Below are 17,152 nucleotides of genomic sequence, written 5' to 3' on the forward strand. Positions count from 1 at the left end.
CTGGACGTCGTGACACTGATCGCGACCGAGTCGCTGACCAAGACGTACGGGGGTGGGGTCACCGCGCTGGCCGACCTGACCGTCGCGGTCGAGCCGGGGATCATCGGACTGGTCGGCGCGAACGGCGCCGGCAAGTCCACGCTGATCAAGATCCTGCTCGGCCTCCTCGCCCCGACCAGCGGGCGGGTCCGGGTGCTCGGGCTCGACCCGACCACCGACTCCGCCGGGGTCCGCGCCCGGGTCGGCTACATGCCCGAGCACGACGCCCTGCCGCCGGACCTCTCGGCCGCCGAGCTGGTCACCCACCTCGGCCGGATCAGCGGGCTGCCGCGTACGGTCGCCCGCGAGCGGGCCTCCGAGGCGCTGCGGCACGTCGGGCTCTACGAGGAGCGCTACCGCCCGGTCGGCGGCTACTCCACCGGCATGAAGCAGCGGGTGAAGCTCGCCCAGGCCCTGGTGCACGATCCCGACCTGCTGCTGCTCGACGAGCCGACCAACGGCCTCGACCCGGCCGGCCGGGACGCCATGCTGGCCCTGGTGCACCGGATCGGCACCGAGTTCGGCATCTCCGTGCTGGTCTGCTCGCACCTGCTCGGCGAGGTGGAGCGGATCTGCGACACGCTGGTCGCCATCGACGGCGGGCGGCTGCTGCGGGCCGACCACATCTCCGCCATGACGTCGGCCACCGACGTGCTCGCCGTCGAGGTCAGCGAGGGCACCGAGGAGTTGGCCGCCCGGCTCGCCGCGCTGCGCCTGCCGGTACGCCGGGACGGGCGGCTGCTGCTCGTCGAGCTCGCCGACGACGCCACCTACGACCTCATCCTCGGCGCGGTCGCCGAGCTGGACCTGCCGCTGCACCGGCTCGACCAGCGCCGGCACCGGGTCGCCGAGCTCTTCGCCACGAGGGAGCCCAGCCATGCCTGAACCCACCGGTGTCATCCACGACATCGGCTACCAGCGCTACACCGGCCCCCGCCTGGGACGCCGGCAGGTCTTCGGCGCGCTCTACCTGCACGGGCTGCGTACGGCGTTCGGGTTCGGGCGCAGCGCCAAGGCCAAGATCTTCCCCTGGCTGGTGGTCGGCATCGTCACCGTGGTGGCCGCGGGCCTCACCGCGGTGCGCAGCCAGATCGGCGAGGCGGTGATGACGTACGCCCAGTTCGCCGACAACATGAGCTGGCTCGTCATCTTCTTCGTCGCGGTGGTCGCCCCCGAGCTGGTCTCCCGGGACCTGCGCAGCGGGGTGCTGCCGCTCTACTTCTCCCGGCCGCTGCCCCGGTCGGACTACCCGCTGGCCAAGCTGCTGGCGCTGGTGACCGCGCTCTGGCTGCTGCTCGGCGGCCCGCAGCTGGTGATGTTCCTGGGCGCCGCCTTCACCACCGACGACGGCATGCGCGGGGTCTGGAACGAGCTGCTGGACCTGCTGCCGGGCCTGCTCTACGCCGGGCTCTGGGCGGTGGTCTTCGCCTCGGTCGGCCTGCTCGTCGCGTCGCTGACCGGCAAGCGGGCGTTCGCGGCCGGCGGGATCGTGGCGGTGTTCCTGATGACCACCCCGGTCGTCGGCACCCTGTCGATCATGCCGTCCCGGACGGTCAACGAGCTGGCCTTCCTCGCCTCGCCGTCCACGCTGGTGCGGGGCGTCGGCGACTGGGCCCTCGGCGACCTGCTCCCCAAGGGACAGGAGGGGCTCATGATCGGCGACTTCGGCCCGGTCTACGCGGCCGCCGCCGTGCTGCTCGTGGCCGGCTGCGTCGCCCTGCTGCTGCTGCGATACCGGAAGGTGGCCGCCCGATGACCACGACGAGCGCCGAGCCCGCGGCGGGGGCCGCGACCGCCGCCAGCACCCTGGACCTCGCCGGCGTCTCCCGCTGGTACGGCAACGTGGTGGCGGTCAACGACGTCAGCATGACCCTCGGGCCCGGCGTCACCGGGCTGCTCGGCCCGAACGGCGCGGGCAAGACCACCCTGCTGCACATGATGGCCGGCTTCCTGGCCCCGTCGCGCGGCGCGGTGACCCTGGACGGCCGGCCCACCTGGCGCAACCCGGAGGTCTACCGCCGGTTGGGCCTGGTGAGCGAGCGGGAGGCGGTGCACACCTTCCTCAGCGCGTACGAGTTCGTGCTGGCGAGCGCGAAGCTGCACCGGCTGCCGGACCCGGCGGCGGCGGCCCGCCGGGCGATCGCCCTGGTGGAGATGGAGGGGGCGCAGGACCGCCGGATCGGCACGTACTCCAAGGGCATGCGGCAGCGCGCCCGGGTGGCCGCCGCGCTCGTGCACGAGCCGCAGGTGCTGCTGCTGGACGAGCCGTTCAACGGGATGGACCCGCGTCAGCGGCTGCACATGATGGAGCTGCTGCACCGCCTCGGCGACGCCGGCCGGACGATCCTGTTCAGCTCGCACATCCTGGAGGAGGTCGAGCAGGTCTCCGGCACCGTCCAGGTGATGGTCGCCGGCCGGCTCGCCGCCTCCGGCGACTTCCGCACCATCCGCCGGCTGATGACCAACCGGCCGCACGTCTTCGCCGTCCACTCCACCGACGACCGGGCGCTCGCCGTGGCGCTGATGGCGGAGGCGTCGGTGACCGGGGTGGAGTTGGGCCGCGCGGGGCTGACCGTGCGGGCCGGCGACTACGGCGCGTTCACCCGCGCGCTGCCGAAGATCGCCCTGGCGAAGGGCATCCGGGTGCGGCAACTGGTGCCCGAGGACGAGTCCCTGGAGAGCGTCTTCTCCTACCTGGTGGAGGCCTGAGCATGTCTACCGTTTCCTGGATCACCGCGCGGGGGCTGTTCGGGCGTCGCCGGTTCCTCCTGCTGGTGCCGCTTCCGGCGGTACTGGTGCTGCTCGCCGTGCTCTCCCGCTCGCTCGGGGTGGACCCGGGCGAGTGGGGCCCGCCGGTGCTGGTCGGCCTCGGCCTGGCCGTGGTGCTGCCGGTGGTCGCGTTGATCGTCGGCACCGGCGTGCTGGGGGCCGAGATCGACGACGGCACGGTCGTGCACATCCTGACCAAGCCGCTGCCGCGCTGGCAGATCGTGCTGCCGAAGCTGGCGGTGGCGACCGGCGTCACGGCGGTCACCGTCGCGGTGCCGCTCTACGTCGCGGGCGTGCTCGCCCATTCCGTACGCCTCGGCCTGGCGCTCGCCGCCGCCGCGGCGGTCGGGGCGCTGGCGTACTCGGCGCTGTTCGTGGCGCTGAGCCTGCTCACCCGGCGGCCCGTGCTGCTCGGCCTGGTCTACGTGCTCATCTGGGAGGGGCTGCTCGGCAACTTCGTCAGCGGCACCAAGGTCCTCTCCATCCAGCAGTACGTGATCGCCCTCGCCGATCGGCTGGCCCCCACCGGGCTGCTGGAGACCAGCGTCTCGGTGCCGGTGGCGGCGGTGATGACCGTGCTGATCAGCGTGGGCTTCACGGTGCTGGCGATCGACCGGCTCCGCTCGTTCAGCGTGGCCGGCGAGACGAGCTGACCCCCGCGTGACGGCCGTCCGGGCGGCCCGACCCCCGATGGTAGGGCTGGCCGGATGGACCGGGCCGCGCCACCCGGCGAGGCTGTGGAAGTGAGTGCGGAAGCGGGTCTGGTCATGTCGCGCGATTCCTACCCCGGTGCCGGCCGGCACTGGCTGGTCAGCCTGGCGGTCGCCGGGCTCGCGGCGGCGGCGACCACCACGGCCGCCCAGGCCAGCGGCCACTTCCACTGGTGGGCGGGGTTCGTACTGATCCCCGGGGCACTGATCGCCGCCGTCGGCGGGCCGCTGCTGGCCCGGGGCGGCGGGCGCGCCTTCGCCGGCTACGTGATCGCCTGCCTCGGCACGCTGGTGTTCGCGGTCGGGGCGCTGCTGATGTTCGGCGCCTTCGGCAGGGGCTGGCCGCTGATGGTCATCCTGCCGTGCCTGGCGGTCGCCGGCACCTACCACTGGCGGCCGGTCCACCCGCTGGCCCGGGGGTTGCACCGGGCGGTCGCCCTGCTGGCGCTGGCCGGCGCCCTGCTGCTCGGCGGGGCGCTGCAACTGACCCGCGTCGGCCTGGTCGACGTGGGGACGGCCCCGATGTGGGGCGCGTTCCTGATGCTGGCCGGGGTGATCGTGCTGGGCAACGCCGTCGAGCTGACCCGGCACCGGATGCCGTACCGACTCCAGGCGATCACCCTGCTGGTCGGCCCCGCCGTCGTCGCCTTCCTCCTCGGCCTGCGCCTGCTGCGCGGCTGGTGACCCCGCCGCGCCCCGTCGGGCGCGGCGGGGCCGCGCTCAGAAGGCGCAGGCGATCACCAGCTCGGTGGTGCGGTCGGGGAGCAGGTCCAGTTTCGTGATCCGGCCGGCGGCGCGGAGGTCGTCGGCGATCACGGTGAGCTGGTCCAGCAGGGCCGCCGGGCCGAGCGCCTCGGCCAGCGGCACCTCCGCCCGCATCGACAGTTTCCGCTCCGACTTGGCCCGGCGCACCTGGCTGAGCGCGTCCCCGGCCAGCCGCAGCAGCTCCGGCTCGCCGGCGCCCTCGATCGCCCGGCCCACCTCGTACGTGGTCGGCCAGGGCGCGCGGTGCACCGAGCCGTAGCGCCACCAGGACCAGACCTCCTCGGTCGCGTACGGCAGCACCGGGGCGAACAGCCGCAGCTGCACCGAGAGCGCGGTGGCCAGTGCCGCCCGGGCCGAGTCCGCCCCCGGCCCGGAGCCGTAGGCGCGCTCCTTCACCAGCTCGATGTAGTCGTCGCAGAACCGCCAGAAGAACGACTCGGCCGCCTGCAACGCCGCCGTGTGGTCGTACGCCTCCAACGCGGCGGTCGCGGCGGCGACCACGCCGGACAGTTCGGCGAGCATGGCGCGGTCCAGCGGCTCGGTCGCCGGGGCGCGCAACGCGTCGGCGGCGCCCAGCCCGAGGGCGAACCTCGACGCGTTGAGCAGCTTGGTGGCCAGCCGCCGGCCGACCTTGATCTGGGCCGGGTCGAAGGCGAGGTCCATGCCCGGCTTGCCGTTCGCCGCCCAGTACCGCACCGCGTCGGAGCCGTGCTGCTCCAGCAACGCCATCGGGGTGACCACGTTCCCCTTGGACTTGGACATCTTCTTGCGGTCCGGGTCCAGGATCCAGCCGGAGAGCACCGCGTCCCGCCAGGGCAGCACCCCGTGCTCCAGGTGCGAGCGGACCACGGTGGAGAAGAGCCAGGTACGGATGATCTCCTGCCCCTGCGGGCGCAGGTCCATCGGGAAGACCCGCGCGAACAGGTCCGGGTCGGTCTCCCAGCCGCCCACGATCTGCTGGGTCAGCGACGAGGTGGCCCAGGTGTCGAGCACGTCCGGGTCGCCGACGAAGCCACCCGGCCGGCCGCGCCGGGACTCCTCGAACCCGGGCGGGGCGTCGCTGGACGGGTCGACCGGCAGCGCGGACTCGTCCGGCGTGAGAGGGTGGGTGTAGTCCGGCTCGCCAGCGTCGTCGAGCCGGTACCACACCGGCACCGGCACGCCGAAGAAGCGCTGCCGGCTGACCAGCCAGTCACCGGTCAGGCCGCCCACCCAGTGCTCGTAGCGGTGCCGCATGTGCTCCGGCACCCAGCGCAGCTCCCCGCCCCGGGCCAGCAGTTCCTCGCGCAGGGCGGCGTCCCGGCCGCCGTTGCGCAGATACCACTGCCGGGTCGAGACGATCTCCAGCGGCCGGTCGCCGCGCTCGTAGAACTTCACCGGGTGGGTGATCGGGCGCGGCTCGCCGACCAGGTCGCCGCCGTCGGCGAGCAGCTGCACCAGCGTCCGCCGGGCACCGTTGACGGTCTGCCCGGCCAGCGCCGCGTAGGGCTGCGTCGGCACCCCGGCGGGCGCCTCCGGCAGCAGCCGGCCGTCCCGGCCGATCACCACCCGGGTGTCCAGCCGCAGCTCCCGCCACCAGGTCACGTCGGTCAGGTCGCCGAACGTGCAGACCATCGCGATGCCGGTGCCCTTGGCCGGGTCCGCCAGCGGGTGCGCCCGCACCGGCACCTCGACCCCGAAGACCGGCGTACGCGCGGTGCCGCCGACCAGGTCCGCGTACCGCTCGTCGCCGGGGTGGCAGACCAGCGCCACGCAGGCCGGCAGCAGCTCCGGCCGGGTGGTGTCGATCAGCACCTCGCGCCCGGCCGGCCCGGCGAACCGCAGCCGGTGGTACGCCCCGGGCCGCTCCCGGTCCTCCAGCTCCGCCTGGGCGACGGCGGTGGCGAACCCGACGTCCCACAGTGTCGGGGCCTCCGCCTGGTACGCCTCGCCCCGGGCCAGGTTGCGCAGGAACGCCCGCTGCGAGGTCGCCCGGGCCACCCGCCCGATCGTCGTGTACGTCAGCGTCCAGTCCACGGACAGCCCGAGCCGCCGCCACAGCGCCTCGAAGACCTGCTCGTCGGCGACCGTCAGCCGCTCGCACAGCTCGATGAAGTTGCGCCGGGAGACTGGCGTCGGGTCCCGGCGGGCGGCGTCGTCGACGGGGGCGGCCGGCGGCACCCACGACGGGTCGTACGGCAGCGTCGGGTCGCAGCGCACGCCGTGGACGTTCTGCACCCGGCGCTCGGTCGGCAGGCCGTTGTCGTCCCAGCCCATCGGGTAGAACACCGCCCGCCCGCGCATCCGCTGGAACCGGGCCACGATGTCGGTGTGCGTGTACGAGAAGACGTGGCCCATGTGCAGCTCGCCGGATACGGTCGGCGGCGGGGTGTCGATCGCGTACACGTCCGAGCGCTCCTTCGAGCGGTCGAACGCGTACGTGCCTTCCTCCTGCCAGCGGCGCGCCCAGGTCTCCTCGAGCCCGTCCAGGGTCGGACGCTCGGGGACGCCGGCGCGGGCCGTCCTCGCCGTATCAGTCATCCGTCGATGGTAGGCACCGGCCAACGGCCGGACCACGGGTTAACCGGCGTGCCACGATGGATGTCGTGCCGACACTCCCGCTGAGCCCCGACGAGCTGCTCACCACCACCCGCTCGGTCCGCAGGCGGCTGGACCTCACCCGGCCCGTGCCGATGGAACTGGTCCGCGAGTGCCTGGAGATCGCCCTCCAGGCGCCGTCCGGGTCGAACCGGCAGGGCTGGCAGTGGATCGTGGTGACCGACCCGGCGAAGCGGGACCTGATCGGCCGGATCTACCAGCGCGCGGCGCACGGCTACCTCGCCTCGGAGCGCTCGGCCGCCCGGCTCTTCGCCGACGACCCGGAGCGGGCCGAGGCGCAGCGCCGGGTGGGGGAGAGCGTGGCCTGGCTCGCCGACCGGATGGGGCAGGTGCCGGTGCTGCTCGTCCCGTGCATCCAGGTGGACTCCGGCGAGCTGCCGGCCGGCAACCAGGCCGGGCTCTGGGGGTCGGTCCTGCCGGCCGCGTGGAGCTACATGCTCGCCGCCCGGGCGCGCGGCCTCGGCACCGCCTGGACCACGCTGCACCTGGCGTACGAGGCGGAGGTCGCCGAGCTGCTCGGGCTGCCCGCGACCGTGCGACAGGCCGCGCTGATCCCCACCGCGTTCCACACCGGGGAGGGCTTCCGGCCGGCGCGGCGGCAGCCCCTGGACGAGGTCCTGCACGTCGACCGCTGGTGAGCCGCCGGCGCGACGGTCGATCGGCCCGGTGCCGGCGGCCCGGTCACCGGGCCGCCGGCCGGGTCAGCGGGGGACCGGGCCGCTCAGCGGGCCCTTGGTGGCCAGCCGGATCCGCAGGCCCCCGTAGGTGCGGGCGTTCGCCCGGTCGAGGATCGTGGAGACCGGGGCGTACGAGTTGCGCTCGTCCGGGTTGGTGCACGTGCCCTGCCCCGGGTCGCCGTGCGACAGGATGCCCAGCGCCTTGCCGTCGGCCTCGGTGAAGAGCGGGCCGCCGCTGTCGCCCGGGCGGGCGCAGATGCGCACGTCGATGCCGCCGCTGGTCTTGCCGATGATCTCCCCGCAGCGGGTGCCGGGCACGTAGCCGGCCCCGGCGCCCGAGTCGACGTACTGCTCGCCGGCCTTCGGCGTGTACGCCGCCCCGGTGGCGCAGACCACCCAGCCGGGCTGGATGGCGCTCCACGGCACGTGCCCGGTGATCGCCACGTCGCGGCTGCCCCCGGTGGCGCACCGGGGGTTGTCCGGCACGCACCAGTAGTTGACCAGGCTGGGCACCTGCGTGGCCCCCGCCGGGTACGCCCACCGCCCGATCGCGCCCGGCTGGTACGGCATGATCGCGTAGTCGTACGGGTAGGCGTTCTCGGCCAGCCCCGACCTCGACGACTCGACAGTCATCGGCACCTTCGGGCCGAGGAACTGGTGCCAGGTGCGGTCCACCAGTTGGTGCCGCCCCCCGACGACGCAGTGCCCCGCCGTCAGCACGTACGGGTCGCGCAGCCCGACGAGCACGTTGAAGCCCGTCGTGCAGCCGCCCACGGTGCCGTCGTCGCGCGGCACGTCCAGCCGGATGCCGCCGCGCATCGGCGCCCGCGCGCAGTCGCGCGGGTCGCAGGCCTTCTGCACCACGGTGTCGGCGACCCGGGCCTGCGCGCGGGCCGGCACCCCGGCGGCGCGCAGCGCGTCGGCCAGCCGGGGATCGTCGGCGGCGATCCGGTCGCCGGTCAGCACGACGACCTCGTTGGTCCGCTCGTCCACCACCACGTCGGCGCCGGCCGTGGCGTCGAGCGCGGTGGCCAGCCGGGTCGCCGCCTCGGTGAGCTGCCGCAGCGGGTGACGCACCGGCACCACCCGGACGTGCGCCGCGTCCGGCATGCCGGTCAGCGCCGCCCGGACCGGTTCGACGCCGGTGGCGGCGACGGTCAGCACGCCGCCGGCGGCCTGGTCCAGCCACATCCCGCCGTACGCGGCGGGGAACTCCGTGGCGAGCCGGGCGGCCAGCGGCGCGGACAGCTCCTGGAGGGCGAGCCGCCGGGCCGCCTCGCCGGCGTCGACCCGGTAGCGGTCGCGCAGGTAGGAGACCGAGGCGGGGCTGTCGGCGGCGACCTCGGCGGCCGGGCGGCCCCGGAGGGCCGCCGCCGCGCCCGGCGTGGCACCGCCTCCGGGGCGGTTGCCGAGTCCGCTGTCGGCGCGGGCCGGCGCGCCCGTCGGGGCGGCGTCGTCGCCCGGCGACGCCGGGGATTCCTGCGCGGTGGGCGTGGCCGGCGTCCGGCCGGCGTCGCCGAACGGGATCCCGGCGACCGCCGCCGCCCCCAGCGCGCAGGCGACGACCACCCCGGCCACCAGCACCCGTCGTCCGAACCGCACTCGCAACCTCCCCCGTCGCCGCCGTCGGGACGACCACCCGGTGGACGCTCCGCTCGGCGCGGTGAGTCTAGTGGCACCGGTGATCTTCGTGGGGCCCGCCGACCGGGGGCGGCGGGGGCGCCACACGGACCGTGGCTCACACCAGCGAGTCGCGCCACTGCCGGTGCAGGGCGGCGTAGCGGCCGCCGGCGGCGGCGAGCCGGCCGGGCGGGCCGTCCTCGACGATCCGGCCGCCGTCGAGCACCAGCACCCGGTCAGCCGTCTCCACCGTGGAGAGCCGGTGCGCGATCACCAGGGCGGTGCGGTCGCGCAGGACGGTGCCGAGGGCGCGCTGCACCAGCCGCTCGGTCGGCACGTCCAGCGAGGAGGTCGCCTCGTCCAGGACCAGCACCATCGGGTCGGCCAGGAACGCCCGGGCGAACGCGACGAGCTGCCGTTGCCCGGCGGAGAGCCGGCCGCCGCGCCGGTGCACCTGCGTGGCGTACCCCTCGGGGAGGGCCGCGATGAAGTCGTGCGCGCCGATCGCCCGCGCGGCGGCCTCCACGGCGGCGTCGTCGGCGCCGGGACGGCCGAACCGGATGTTCTCCGCGACCGTGCCGCCGAAGAGATGGGTCTCCTGGGTCACCAGCACCACCGCGCGGCGCAGCTCTGCGTCGGCGACCTCGCGCAGGTCGACGCCGTCCAGGCTGACCGTGCCGGCGAGCGGGTCGTGGAACCGGGCGAGCAGCTTGGCGACGGTCGACTTGCCGGCGCCGGTCGGCCCGATCAGCGCCACGGTCTGCCCGGCCGGGACGGCGAGGTCGAGCCCGGCGAGGATGGGCGCGTCCGGCCGGTAGCCGAAGGTGACCGCGCGGAAGGCGACCGCCCCGCGCCCCGGTCCGGCGGGCAGCGGCACGGGCCGGGCCGGCTCGGCCACCGAGGGCCGCTCGTCGAGCACCCCGGCCAGTTTCTCCAGGGCCGCCGTGGCCGACTGCAACGAGTTGTAGAACTGGCTCAGCTCCTGCATCGGCTCGAAGAACCGCCGCAGATAGAGCAGGAACGCGGCCAACACCCCGATCCCGGTCGCCCCGCCGAGCACCCGCCAACCGCCGTAGCAGAGCACCACCGCCACGGTCACGTTGCCGATCACCTTGATCCCCGGCGAGTACGTCGCCATCAGCCGGAACGCGTGCCGGCTCGCCACCCGGTAGTCGTCGTTGACCGCCGCGAAGATCCGCTGGTTGCGCGGCTCCCGGCGGAACGCCTGCACCGCCCGGATGCCCCGCATCGACTCCACGAAGTGGACGATGACCAGCGCCACGGTCTCCCGGGTGCGCCGCCACGCGTCCGCCGACGCCCGCGCGAACCAGCGGGACAGCCAGAACAGGAACGGGAACGCGAGCAGGGTCACCGCGGCCAGCGGCGGGTCCAGCCAGAGCAGGATGCCGGCCACCGACAGGATCGACAGCACCGCCAGCACCAGGCCGTCGATGCCGCCGCCGACCAGTTCGCCGATCGAGTCCAGGTCGCTGGTGAGCCGGGAGACCATCCGGCCGGAGGTGTACCGCTCGTGGAACGCCACCGACAGGCGCAGGAAGTGGCCGTACACCCGCTGGCGGAGGTCGAGCAGGATGGCCTGGCCGATCCGCGCGGAGAGGGTGAGGAACCCCCGGCGGGCGGCGTACTCGACGACGGTGGCGGCGGCGAACGCGGCGGCGACGGCCAGCAGCGGGCCGGGCTCGCCGGCCCGCAGCGGCGCGATGGCCCGGTCGATGCCGAGCATGACGAGGTACGGCCCGGCCATCGCGGCGGCGTTCTGGCCGAGCAGCAGCGCGACGGCCAGCCCGAGCCGGCGCCGGTGCGGGCGCAGCAGGTCGCGCAGCAGTACCCGGCTGCGGGCCCGGAGCCGGGCCACCGCCTCCGGCGCGGTGTCCTCGGCGTGGCTGCGGTCGGCGTCGGGGTCGGTGGCGACGCCGCGCCACCGGGTGAGGTCCGCCCCGCCCGGGTGGGCGGCCTCGCCGGTCACGACCGCACCAGGCCGCGACCGTCGGGCGGCGCCGGGGCCGGCTCGGCGGAGAGCACCGCGCGGTACGCCGGCACGTCGGCGAGCAGTTCGGAGTGCCGCCCGACGGCGGTGATCCGGCCCTCCTCCAGCAGCGCCACCCGGTCGGCGAGGGCGATGGTGGAGGGCCGGTGGACCACCAGCAGCGCGGTCGTGTTGCGCAGCACCCGCTTCAACGCGGCCTCTACAAGGGCCTCGGTGTGCACGTCGAGCGCGGAGAGCGGGTCGTCCAGCACGAGCAGCGCCGGCCGGCCGAGCACCGCCCGGGCCAGGGCCAGCCGCTGGCGTTGCCCGCCGGAGAGCGACAGCCCCTGCTCGCCCACCCGGGTGGCCAGCCCCCACGGCAGCTCGTACGCGAAGTCCGCCTGGGCCAGCGCGAGGGCGGCCCGGACCTCGTCCTCCCCGGCCTCCGGCCGGCCCAGGGTGAGGTTTTCCCACACCGACATGGAGAACAGCGTCGGCTCCTCGAAGGCCACCCCGACCAGCCGGCGCAGCGAGGACAGTCGCAGGTCGCGCAGGTCGTGCCCGTCCAGGGTGATCCGGCCACCGGTCACGTCGTGCAGCCGGGGCACCAGGGAGAGCAGTGTGCTCTTGCCGCAGCCGGTCGCCCCGACCAGCGCCACGGTCTCGCCCGGCTCGACGGTCAGGTCGACCTCCCGTAGCACCGGCGCCCCGGTGCCCGGGTAGCGGAACGAGACCCGCTCGAAGCGCAGTCGGCCGTGCACCTCGCCGCGGCGCAGGGCGACCGCGCCCGGGGCGTCCACGATGGCGGGCGGGCTGTCCAGCACCTCCAGCACCCGGTCGGCGGCGGTCGCCGCCTCCTGGCCGTTGGCGACGATCCAGCCCAGCGACTGCACCGGCCAGATCAGCATCAGCTGGAGGCTGACGAACGCGACCAGTTCGCCGATGGTCAGCACGCCTCCGGCGGCGGCCGCCGCGCCGGCCACCAGCACCACGCCCAGGGTCAGGTTCGGCACCAGGTCGAGCAGGGCGGAGGTGCGGGCCAGCAGCCAGCCCTTGTCGACCCCGGTGTCGTGCAGCGCCTGGGCGCCGGCCGCGAAGCGGGAGGCCAGTTCCCGCCCCCGCCCGTACGCCTTCATCGTGCGCAGCCCCTGCGCGGTTTCCTCGACCAGCGTGGCCACGTCGCCCTGCTGGTCCTGCATCCGGCGGGAGGCGGCGTGGTAGCGCCGGGCGAAGCGCCGGGTGATCAGGAACAGCGGCACCGCGCTCGCCGCCACCAGCAGCCCCAGCGCGGGGTGCAGCCGGATCAGCAGCGCCACCACGGCCAGGTAGGTCACCAGGTTGAGGACCAGGAAGAACAGGCCGAAGGAGAGGAACCGGCGCAGCACCGAGAGGTCGCTGGTGATCCGGGACAGGAGCTGGCCGGACTGCCACCGGTCGTGGAAGCTGGCCGGCAGCCGCTGCAGGTGGGCGTAGACGTCGGCGCGGATCGCCGCCTCGATCCGCATCGAGGACGACGACTGCACCCAGCGCCGGATGAAGATCAGCAGCGCCTCGACCAGGCCGAGCAGCAGCGCCAGCCCGGCCAGCCGGAACAGCCCCGCCGGGTCCTGCCGCGCGACCGGGCCGTCCACCACCCGCTGCGTGACCAGCGGTACGGCGATGCCCGCCCCGGTGGCGGCGAGACCGGCCAGCAGCAGCCAGCCGAACTCGGCCGCGTGGGGGCGCAGGTAGTGGCGCAGCCGCCAGAGGTTGCGCAGCGGATGCGGGCCGGCCTCGACCCCCCGGGGAGCCGGGTCGCCGTCGCCGTCCGCAGGCACTACCCGACGGTAGCGGCAAATGTGAATGGCGCCGCTGTCAGCTTCCCGTCACGGCCGCTCGTGTCCGAGAAGCCACTTCTTCACGTCCAGCCCCCAGCGGTAGCCGCCGAGCGTCCCGTCGGTGCGCAGCACCCGGTGGCAGGGGACGAACAGGGCGACCGCGTTGCGGGCGCAGGCCGCCGCGGCGGCGCGTACGGCCGCGGGGCGGCCGGCCAGCCCTGCGAACCCGGTGTAGGTCACCGGGTCACCCGGCTTCACCTCGCGCAGCACCTGCCAGGCGTGCGCCATGAACACGCCGCCGGTGTGCTGCTCCACCGGCACGGTGTCGATCGCGGTCAGCTCGCCGTCCAGGTAGGCCGCGACGGCGGCGGTGACCGGGCCGAGGTCGGCCCGGCGCCGCAGCGGCGCCCGCAGCGTCGGGTGCATCAGGGGGAGCAGGTGCTCGGGTTCGCCGGTGAAGCCCGCCGCCCGGACCGCCCCGTCCGGGCCGGCCACGATGCTGAGCGGCCCGGCGGGGGTGTCGACGACGGTGCTGTCGTTCATGCTCATGCTGCTCTCCAGAGTCGGATCACCGCGTACGAGCGCCAGGGGCGCCAGCGGTCGGCGTACGCGTCGAGGGTCTTCGGGTCGTCGGGCAGGCCGAGGGCGGCGGCGCCCCGGCGTACCGCGAGGTCGGTGGGGAGGAGGACGTCCGGGTCGCCGAGGGCGCGCATCGCGACGTAACCGGCGGTCCAGGGGCCGATCCCGGGCAGCGCCAGCAGCCGCCGGACGGTCTCCTCCCGGTCCCCGCCGGACGCCAGGTCCAGCGACCCGTCGGCGACGGCCCCGGCCAGGGCACGGATCGTCGCCCGCCGCCCCGCCGGCATCCCGAACACCTCGTCCGGCGCCCCAAGCACCTCCTCGGCGGTGGGGAAGCCGGCCAGCCACGGCCCAGGCCCCTCCCCGCCGTCGGAAGGGTCGGGGACGGGCGGGCGGAGGTGGTCCAGCAGGCGGGTGAGGGTGGTGCGGGCCGAGCGGACGGAGACCTGCTGGCCGACGATCGCGCGCAGGGCCATCTCGAAGCCGTCGACCGAGCGGGGGAGGCGGATGCCCGGCTCGGCGGCGACCGCCCCGGCCAGGGCCGGGTCGGCGGCGAGGGTGCCGTCGACGGCGACCGGGTCGGCGTCGAGGTCGAGCAGGCGGCGGCAGCGGGCCACCGCCGGGGCCAGGTCGCGCATGTCGGTCAACCGCAGCGTCGCGGTCACGTGCCCGTCCGCCGGGGTCAGGGTCGCCTCGCCCGGGCCGTGCGGCAGCCGCAGGCCCCGGCGGTACGTCCCGTCGCGCACCTCCTCGACGCCGGGCAGCGCGCGCAGCGCGAGGAAGTCCAGCAGCGCCCCCGCGTGCAGCGGCGGGCGGTACGCGAGCCGCAGCGTGATGGTGCCCGCCCCGCCCGGCGCGGCGCACCGGCCCCGGGCGGTACGCAGCTCGGACGGGGCCGTCCCGTACACCTCGCGGACCGTGTCGTTGAACTGCCGGACGCTGCCGAACCCGGCGGCGAACGCGATCTCCGCCATGCCCAGGCCGGTGGTCTCGATCAGGGTGCGGGCGGTCTGCGCGCGCTGCGCCCGGGCCAGGGCGAGGGGGCCGGCGCCCATCTCCGCCCGCAGCATCCGGTGCAGGTGCCGCTCGGTGTAGCCGAGCCGGGCGGCCAGCCCCGGGATACCGTCCCGGTCGACCACCCCGTCGGCGATGAGCCGCATCGCCCGGCCGACCACGTCCGCCCGGACGTCCCAGTGCGGGGAGCCGGGGGCGGCGTCCGGCCGGCACCGCCGGCAGGCGCGCAGCCCGGCGCCCTGGGCCGCCGCGGCCGAGGGGAAGAACCGGACGTTCTGCCGCTTCGGCGTCATCGCGGGGCAGGACGGCCGGCAGTAGATCCCGGTCGAGGTCACGCCGGTGTAGAACCAGCCGTCGAACCGCTGGTCGCGGCTGTCGACGGCCCGGTAGCACCGCTCGAAGTCCAATTCCACGTCACCGATGATGCCCCTGCTCGGCGCCCTCGGCTCGCGGAAATCGGACGCGGCCGTGCGGGTGGGAACGGGACGTCCGGCGCGGAAAGTGTCGGTTGTGGTCGGTACCGTCCGGGCCACCAACTCAAGAAGGGGTGCGGCAATGGCGAGCGTGGCGGGTCGGGAAGCGGCGTCGACACGGGACGGGCACCCCCCGCTGGACGACGCGGTGGTGCAGGGCTTCTACGACCGGATGCGCGCGGTCGCCCCGTCCGCCGTCGGCGCGATCGAGCGGGACCGGGCCGGTGACCCGGGGCGGGCGTTCGGCGACACCGCCTGCGGTCGGCTGGTGCGTTCGCTGGACGCCGACGGGCTCCGCGCGCTGGGCATGTGGGTGCACCACTGGTGCATGCGCTTCTACGACGACGACACCCGGGTGGCGCTGCGCCTGGTTCGGGAGATCGCCGGCCGGTCCGGGCTGGGCTGGACGGCCGACGAGGTGCGCTGGATGCTCCGCGAGTCGTACGCGGCCGGTCCCGCCGCCGACGCCCGCTTCACCCTGCCGCTCGCCGCCGCCGGGGCACTGGCCCCGGGCGCCCTGCGGATCGAGGCGGTCGTCCCGCGCCAGCCCGGCCCCCGCGACTGACCGGCGGCGCGGCAGCCCGGCCCGCGCGACCGACCGTCCGCAGCCCGGCCCGCGCGACCGACTGACGGCGCGGCAGGATGGGCGGTGCCGACACCGACGGAAGGACGACCGTGCCCGCCAGCGAACCGACCATCCTCGCCACCAGCATGGGCATCTACGCTCCCCGCCGCGAGGGCGGGGCCCGGCGGGTCAACCCCGTCTTCGACCTCGCCGCCGAGCTGGCCGGGGCCGGGCCCGAGCCGAGGCTCTGTTTCCTCAACCAGGCCGAGGGCGACCAGCCGACCACGCTGGCCCGGGTCTACGAGGCGTTCGCCGGCAGCCGGTTCCGGATGACGCACCTGGCGCTCTTCCCGATGCCGAACGTCGACGACATCCGCGCTCACCTGCTCGGCCAGGACGTGGTCTGGGTGGGCGGCGGCAGCGTCGCGAACCTCTGCGCGGTGTGGCGGGTGCACGGCCTCGGCGAGATCCTGCGGGAGTGCTGGGAGGCCGGCGTCGTGCTGGGCGGCGTCTCCGCCGGCTCGATCTGCTGGCACGCCGGCGGCGCCACCGACAGCTTCGGCACCACCCTGCGCGGCTTCACCGACGGGCTGGGCTGGCTGCCCTACGGCAACGGCGTGCACTACGACAGCGAGGAGCAGCGCCGGCCACTGATGCACCGGCTGGTCGGCGACGGCACGCTGCCGACCGCGCACTGCACCGACGACGGCACCGGCCTGCTCTACCGGGGCGAGCGGCTGGTCGAGGCGGTCGCGGACCGTCCGGGTGTCTGCGCGTACGAGGTCAGCCGCGGCCCGGACGGCAGCGTGCGGGAGACCCCGATCGGGCCGCGCCTGCTCGGCTGACTCCTACCGCTCCCGGCCGCGGCGACGCAGGACCGCGTCGAAGACCTGGGCCAGCTCGGCGGCGTCCTCCCCGGCGTGGTGGGTGTGCGGCACGTCGGTCAGGCCCAGCTCGTGCTTGATCGTGCCCTTGCGGGTACGCACCCACTCGCAGCCGGTCAGCCCCATCCAGTAGCTGCGCAGGTCGACACCGGAACCGGTGGCGCCGAACGGGCTGTGCCCGACGAACCGGGTGAAGTACCAGTGCACGAACATGCCGTCCCAGACGGCGGGGGCGGCGAGGAACACCGGGCGGCCGATCTCGCGCAGCCCGTTGACCCATCTCGCGGCGGCGCCCATCGCCTCCTCGGCCGGGGGCGCCTCCCGGAGCAGCCGGTCCCGGTCCAGCCCGGAGACGGCGAGCGCGGCCGGCACGAACTCGTCGGAGATCGGCTTCAGCTCCGTGTAGAAGGCCAGCTCCGGGCGGCCGGCGACGGCCATGCCGAGCGAGATCATGCTGTACGGCCCGGGATCGGCCCGTCCGCCTCCACGTCGACCGCGACGTACAGCTCCGGCAGCCGGCTCATCCCGCCTCCTTGGGGTCGCTCGCGCGCAACCGTGGCACCGTAACAACGGTCGGGCGATCTCCGGCGGCCGTTTTCCGCCGGTGTGGAACCTGCCTGTCCAAGGGCGGCGGCGAACGGCGTAAGCTGGCTCG

15 protein-coding genes are annotated in these 17,152 nt (G+C 75.2%); 8 read left to right on the forward strand and 7 right to left on the reverse strand.

From position 1 onward, the window contains the following. The first annotated feature begins 9 nt into the window (after window positions 1–9). The 5 genes from ACGFZ2_RS06045 (at window position 10) to ACGFZ2_RS06065 (ending at window position 4,202) form a co-directional block, all read left to right on the forward strand. Window positions 10–924 carry an ABC transporter ATP-binding protein gene (locus ACGFZ2_RS06045; protein WP_350703954.1) on the forward strand — a complete coding sequence of 305 codons (915 nt, stop codon included), beginning with the start codon at window positions 10–12 and terminating at the stop codon, window positions 922–924. Then, window positions 917–1,795, forward strand: a complete 879-nt coding sequence (locus ACGFZ2_RS06050; RefSeq protein WP_363701158.1) for an ABC transporter permease — start codon at window positions 917–919, stop codon at window positions 1,793–1,795. Before ACGFZ2_RS06045 ends, ACGFZ2_RS06050 begins: the two co-directional genes overlap by 8 nt. Continuing rightward, the gene (locus tag ACGFZ2_RS06055) at window positions 1,792–2,748 is read left to right on the forward strand and encodes an ABC transporter ATP-binding protein (protein WP_393261419.1); all 957 of its coding nucleotides are present in this window, start codon (window positions 1,792–1,794) and stop codon (window positions 2,746–2,748) included. The genes ACGFZ2_RS06050 and ACGFZ2_RS06055 overlap by 4 nt, the downstream gene beginning before the upstream one ends. Window positions 2,749–2,750: 2 nt before the next feature. Further along, the gene (locus ACGFZ2_RS06060) at window positions 2,751–3,461 is read left to right on the forward strand and encodes an ABC transporter permease (protein WP_393261418.1); all 711 of its coding nucleotides are present in this window, start codon (window positions 2,751–2,753) and stop codon (window positions 3,459–3,461) included. A gap of 114 nt (window positions 3,462–3,575) precedes the next feature. After that, window positions 3,576–4,202 carry a hypothetical protein gene (locus ACGFZ2_RS06065; RefSeq protein WP_393450673.1) on the forward strand — a complete coding sequence of 209 codons (627 nt, stop codon included), beginning with the start codon at window positions 3,576–3,578 and terminating at the stop codon, window positions 4,200–4,202. 36 nt (window positions 4,203–4,238) lie between these two features. Here ACGFZ2_RS06065 and valS read toward each other — a convergent pair whose 3' ends face one another. After that, window positions 4,239–6,803: a valine--tRNA ligase gene (gene valS / locus ACGFZ2_RS06070; protein ID WP_393450676.1), complete on the reverse strand. Its 2,565-nt coding sequence runs from the start codon at window positions 6,801–6,803 to the stop codon at window positions 4,239–4,241. 65 nt (window positions 6,804–6,868) lie between these two features. On the opposite strand from valS, the gene ACGFZ2_RS06075 reads away from it, so the two are divergent. Then, on the forward strand, window positions 6,869–7,519 hold the full coding sequence (locus ACGFZ2_RS06075; RefSeq protein ID WP_393450679.1) for a nitroreductase family protein: 651 nt from the start codon (window positions 6,869–6,871) through the stop codon (window positions 7,517–7,519). A 63-nt stretch (window positions 7,520–7,582) separates the two neighbouring features. On the opposite strand, the gene ACGFZ2_RS06080 is transcribed toward ACGFZ2_RS06075, so the two are convergent. The 5 genes from ACGFZ2_RS06080 to ACGFZ2_RS06100 form a co-directional block, all read right to left on the reverse strand. Further along, complete coding sequence (locus tag ACGFZ2_RS06080; protein ID WP_393450682.1) at window positions 7,583–9,160, reverse strand: trypsin-like serine protease; 1,578 nt, start codon at window positions 9,158–9,160, stop codon at window positions 7,583–7,585. A 136-nt stretch (window positions 9,161–9,296) separates the two neighbouring features. Further along, complete coding sequence (locus ACGFZ2_RS06085; protein ID WP_393450685.1) at window positions 9,297–11,165, reverse strand: ABC transporter ATP-binding protein; 1,869 nt, start codon at window positions 11,163–11,165, stop codon at window positions 9,297–9,299. Then, window positions 11,162–12,982, reverse strand: coding sequence for an ABC transporter ATP-binding protein (locus tag ACGFZ2_RS06090; protein WP_393450688.1), 1,821 nt, complete (start codon window positions 12,980–12,982; stop codon window positions 11,162–11,164). The genes ACGFZ2_RS06085 and ACGFZ2_RS06090 overlap by 4 nt, the downstream gene beginning before the upstream one ends. A 48-nt stretch (window positions 12,983–13,030) precedes the next feature. After that, on the reverse strand, window positions 13,031–13,531 hold the full coding sequence (locus ACGFZ2_RS06095) for a methylated-DNA--[protein]-cysteine S-methyltransferase (RefSeq protein ID WP_393450691.1): 501 nt from the start codon (window positions 13,529–13,531) through the stop codon (window positions 13,031–13,033). After that, a complete protein-coding gene (locus ACGFZ2_RS06100; RefSeq protein ID WP_393450693.1) occupies window positions 13,528–14,988 on the reverse strand; it encodes an AlkA N-terminal domain-containing protein in 1,461 nt (486 codons plus the stop codon). The genes ACGFZ2_RS06095 and ACGFZ2_RS06100 overlap by 4 nt, the downstream gene beginning before the upstream one ends. A gap of 142 nt (window positions 14,989–15,130) precedes the next feature. Between ACGFZ2_RS06100 and ACGFZ2_RS06105 the strand changes: the two genes are divergently transcribed. Then, on the forward strand, window positions 15,131–15,613 hold the full coding sequence (locus ACGFZ2_RS06105) for a hypothetical protein (protein WP_393450696.1): 483 nt from the start codon (window positions 15,131–15,133) through the stop codon (window positions 15,611–15,613). Between the two features lie 110 nt (window positions 15,614–15,723). Then, window positions 15,724–16,458: a Type 1 glutamine amidotransferase-like domain-containing protein gene (locus ACGFZ2_RS06110; protein WP_393450699.1), complete on the forward strand. Its 735-nt coding sequence runs from the start codon at window positions 15,724–15,726 to the stop codon at window positions 16,456–16,458. A gap of 3 nt (window positions 16,459–16,461) precedes the next feature. Here the strand turns inward: ACGFZ2_RS06110 and ACGFZ2_RS06115 are convergent, their stop codons facing one another. Continuing rightward, window positions 16,462–16,950, reverse strand: a complete 489-nt coding sequence (locus ACGFZ2_RS06115) for an exonuclease (RefSeq protein WP_393450702.1) — start codon at window positions 16,948–16,950, stop codon at window positions 16,462–16,464. Window positions 16,951–17,152: the final 202 nt, after the last annotated feature.

Origin of the sequence: Micromonospora sp. NPDC048063 (assembly GCF_043202855.1) — a bacterium.
GTDB lineage: Bacteria > Actinomycetota > Actinomycetes > Mycobacteriales > Micromonosporaceae > Micromonospora.

Coding starts and splice junctions, on each gene's coding strand:
- ACGFZ2_RS06115 (WP_393450702.1), bottom strand. CDS start 16,950: ATGATCTCGCTCGGCATGGCCGTCGCCGGCCGCCCGGAGCTGGCCTTC.
- valS (WP_393450676.1), bottom strand. CDS start 6,803: ATGACTGATACGGCGAGGACGGCCCGCGCCGGCGTCCCCGAGCGTCCG.
- ACGFZ2_RS06095 (WP_393450691.1), bottom strand. CDS start 13,531: ATGAGCATGAACGACAGCACCGTCGTCGACACCCCCGCCGGGCCGCTC.
- ACGFZ2_RS06105 (WP_393450696.1), top strand. CDS start 15,131: ATGGCGAGCGTGGCGGGTCGGGAAGCGGCGTCGACACGGGACGGGCAC.
- ACGFZ2_RS06065 (WP_393450673.1), top strand. CDS start 3,576: ATGTCGCGCGATTCCTACCCCGGTGCCGGCCGGCACTGGCTGGTCAGC.
- ACGFZ2_RS06060 (WP_393261418.1), top strand. CDS start 2,751: ATGTCTACCGTTTCCTGGATCACCGCGCGGGGGCTGTTCGGGCGTCGC.
- ACGFZ2_RS06050 (WP_363701158.1), top strand. CDS start 917: ATGCCTGAACCCACCGGTGTCATCCACGACATCGGCTACCAGCGCTAC.
- ACGFZ2_RS06055 (WP_393261419.1), top strand. CDS start 1,792: ATGACCACGACGAGCGCCGAGCCCGCGGCGGGGGCCGCGACCGCCGCC.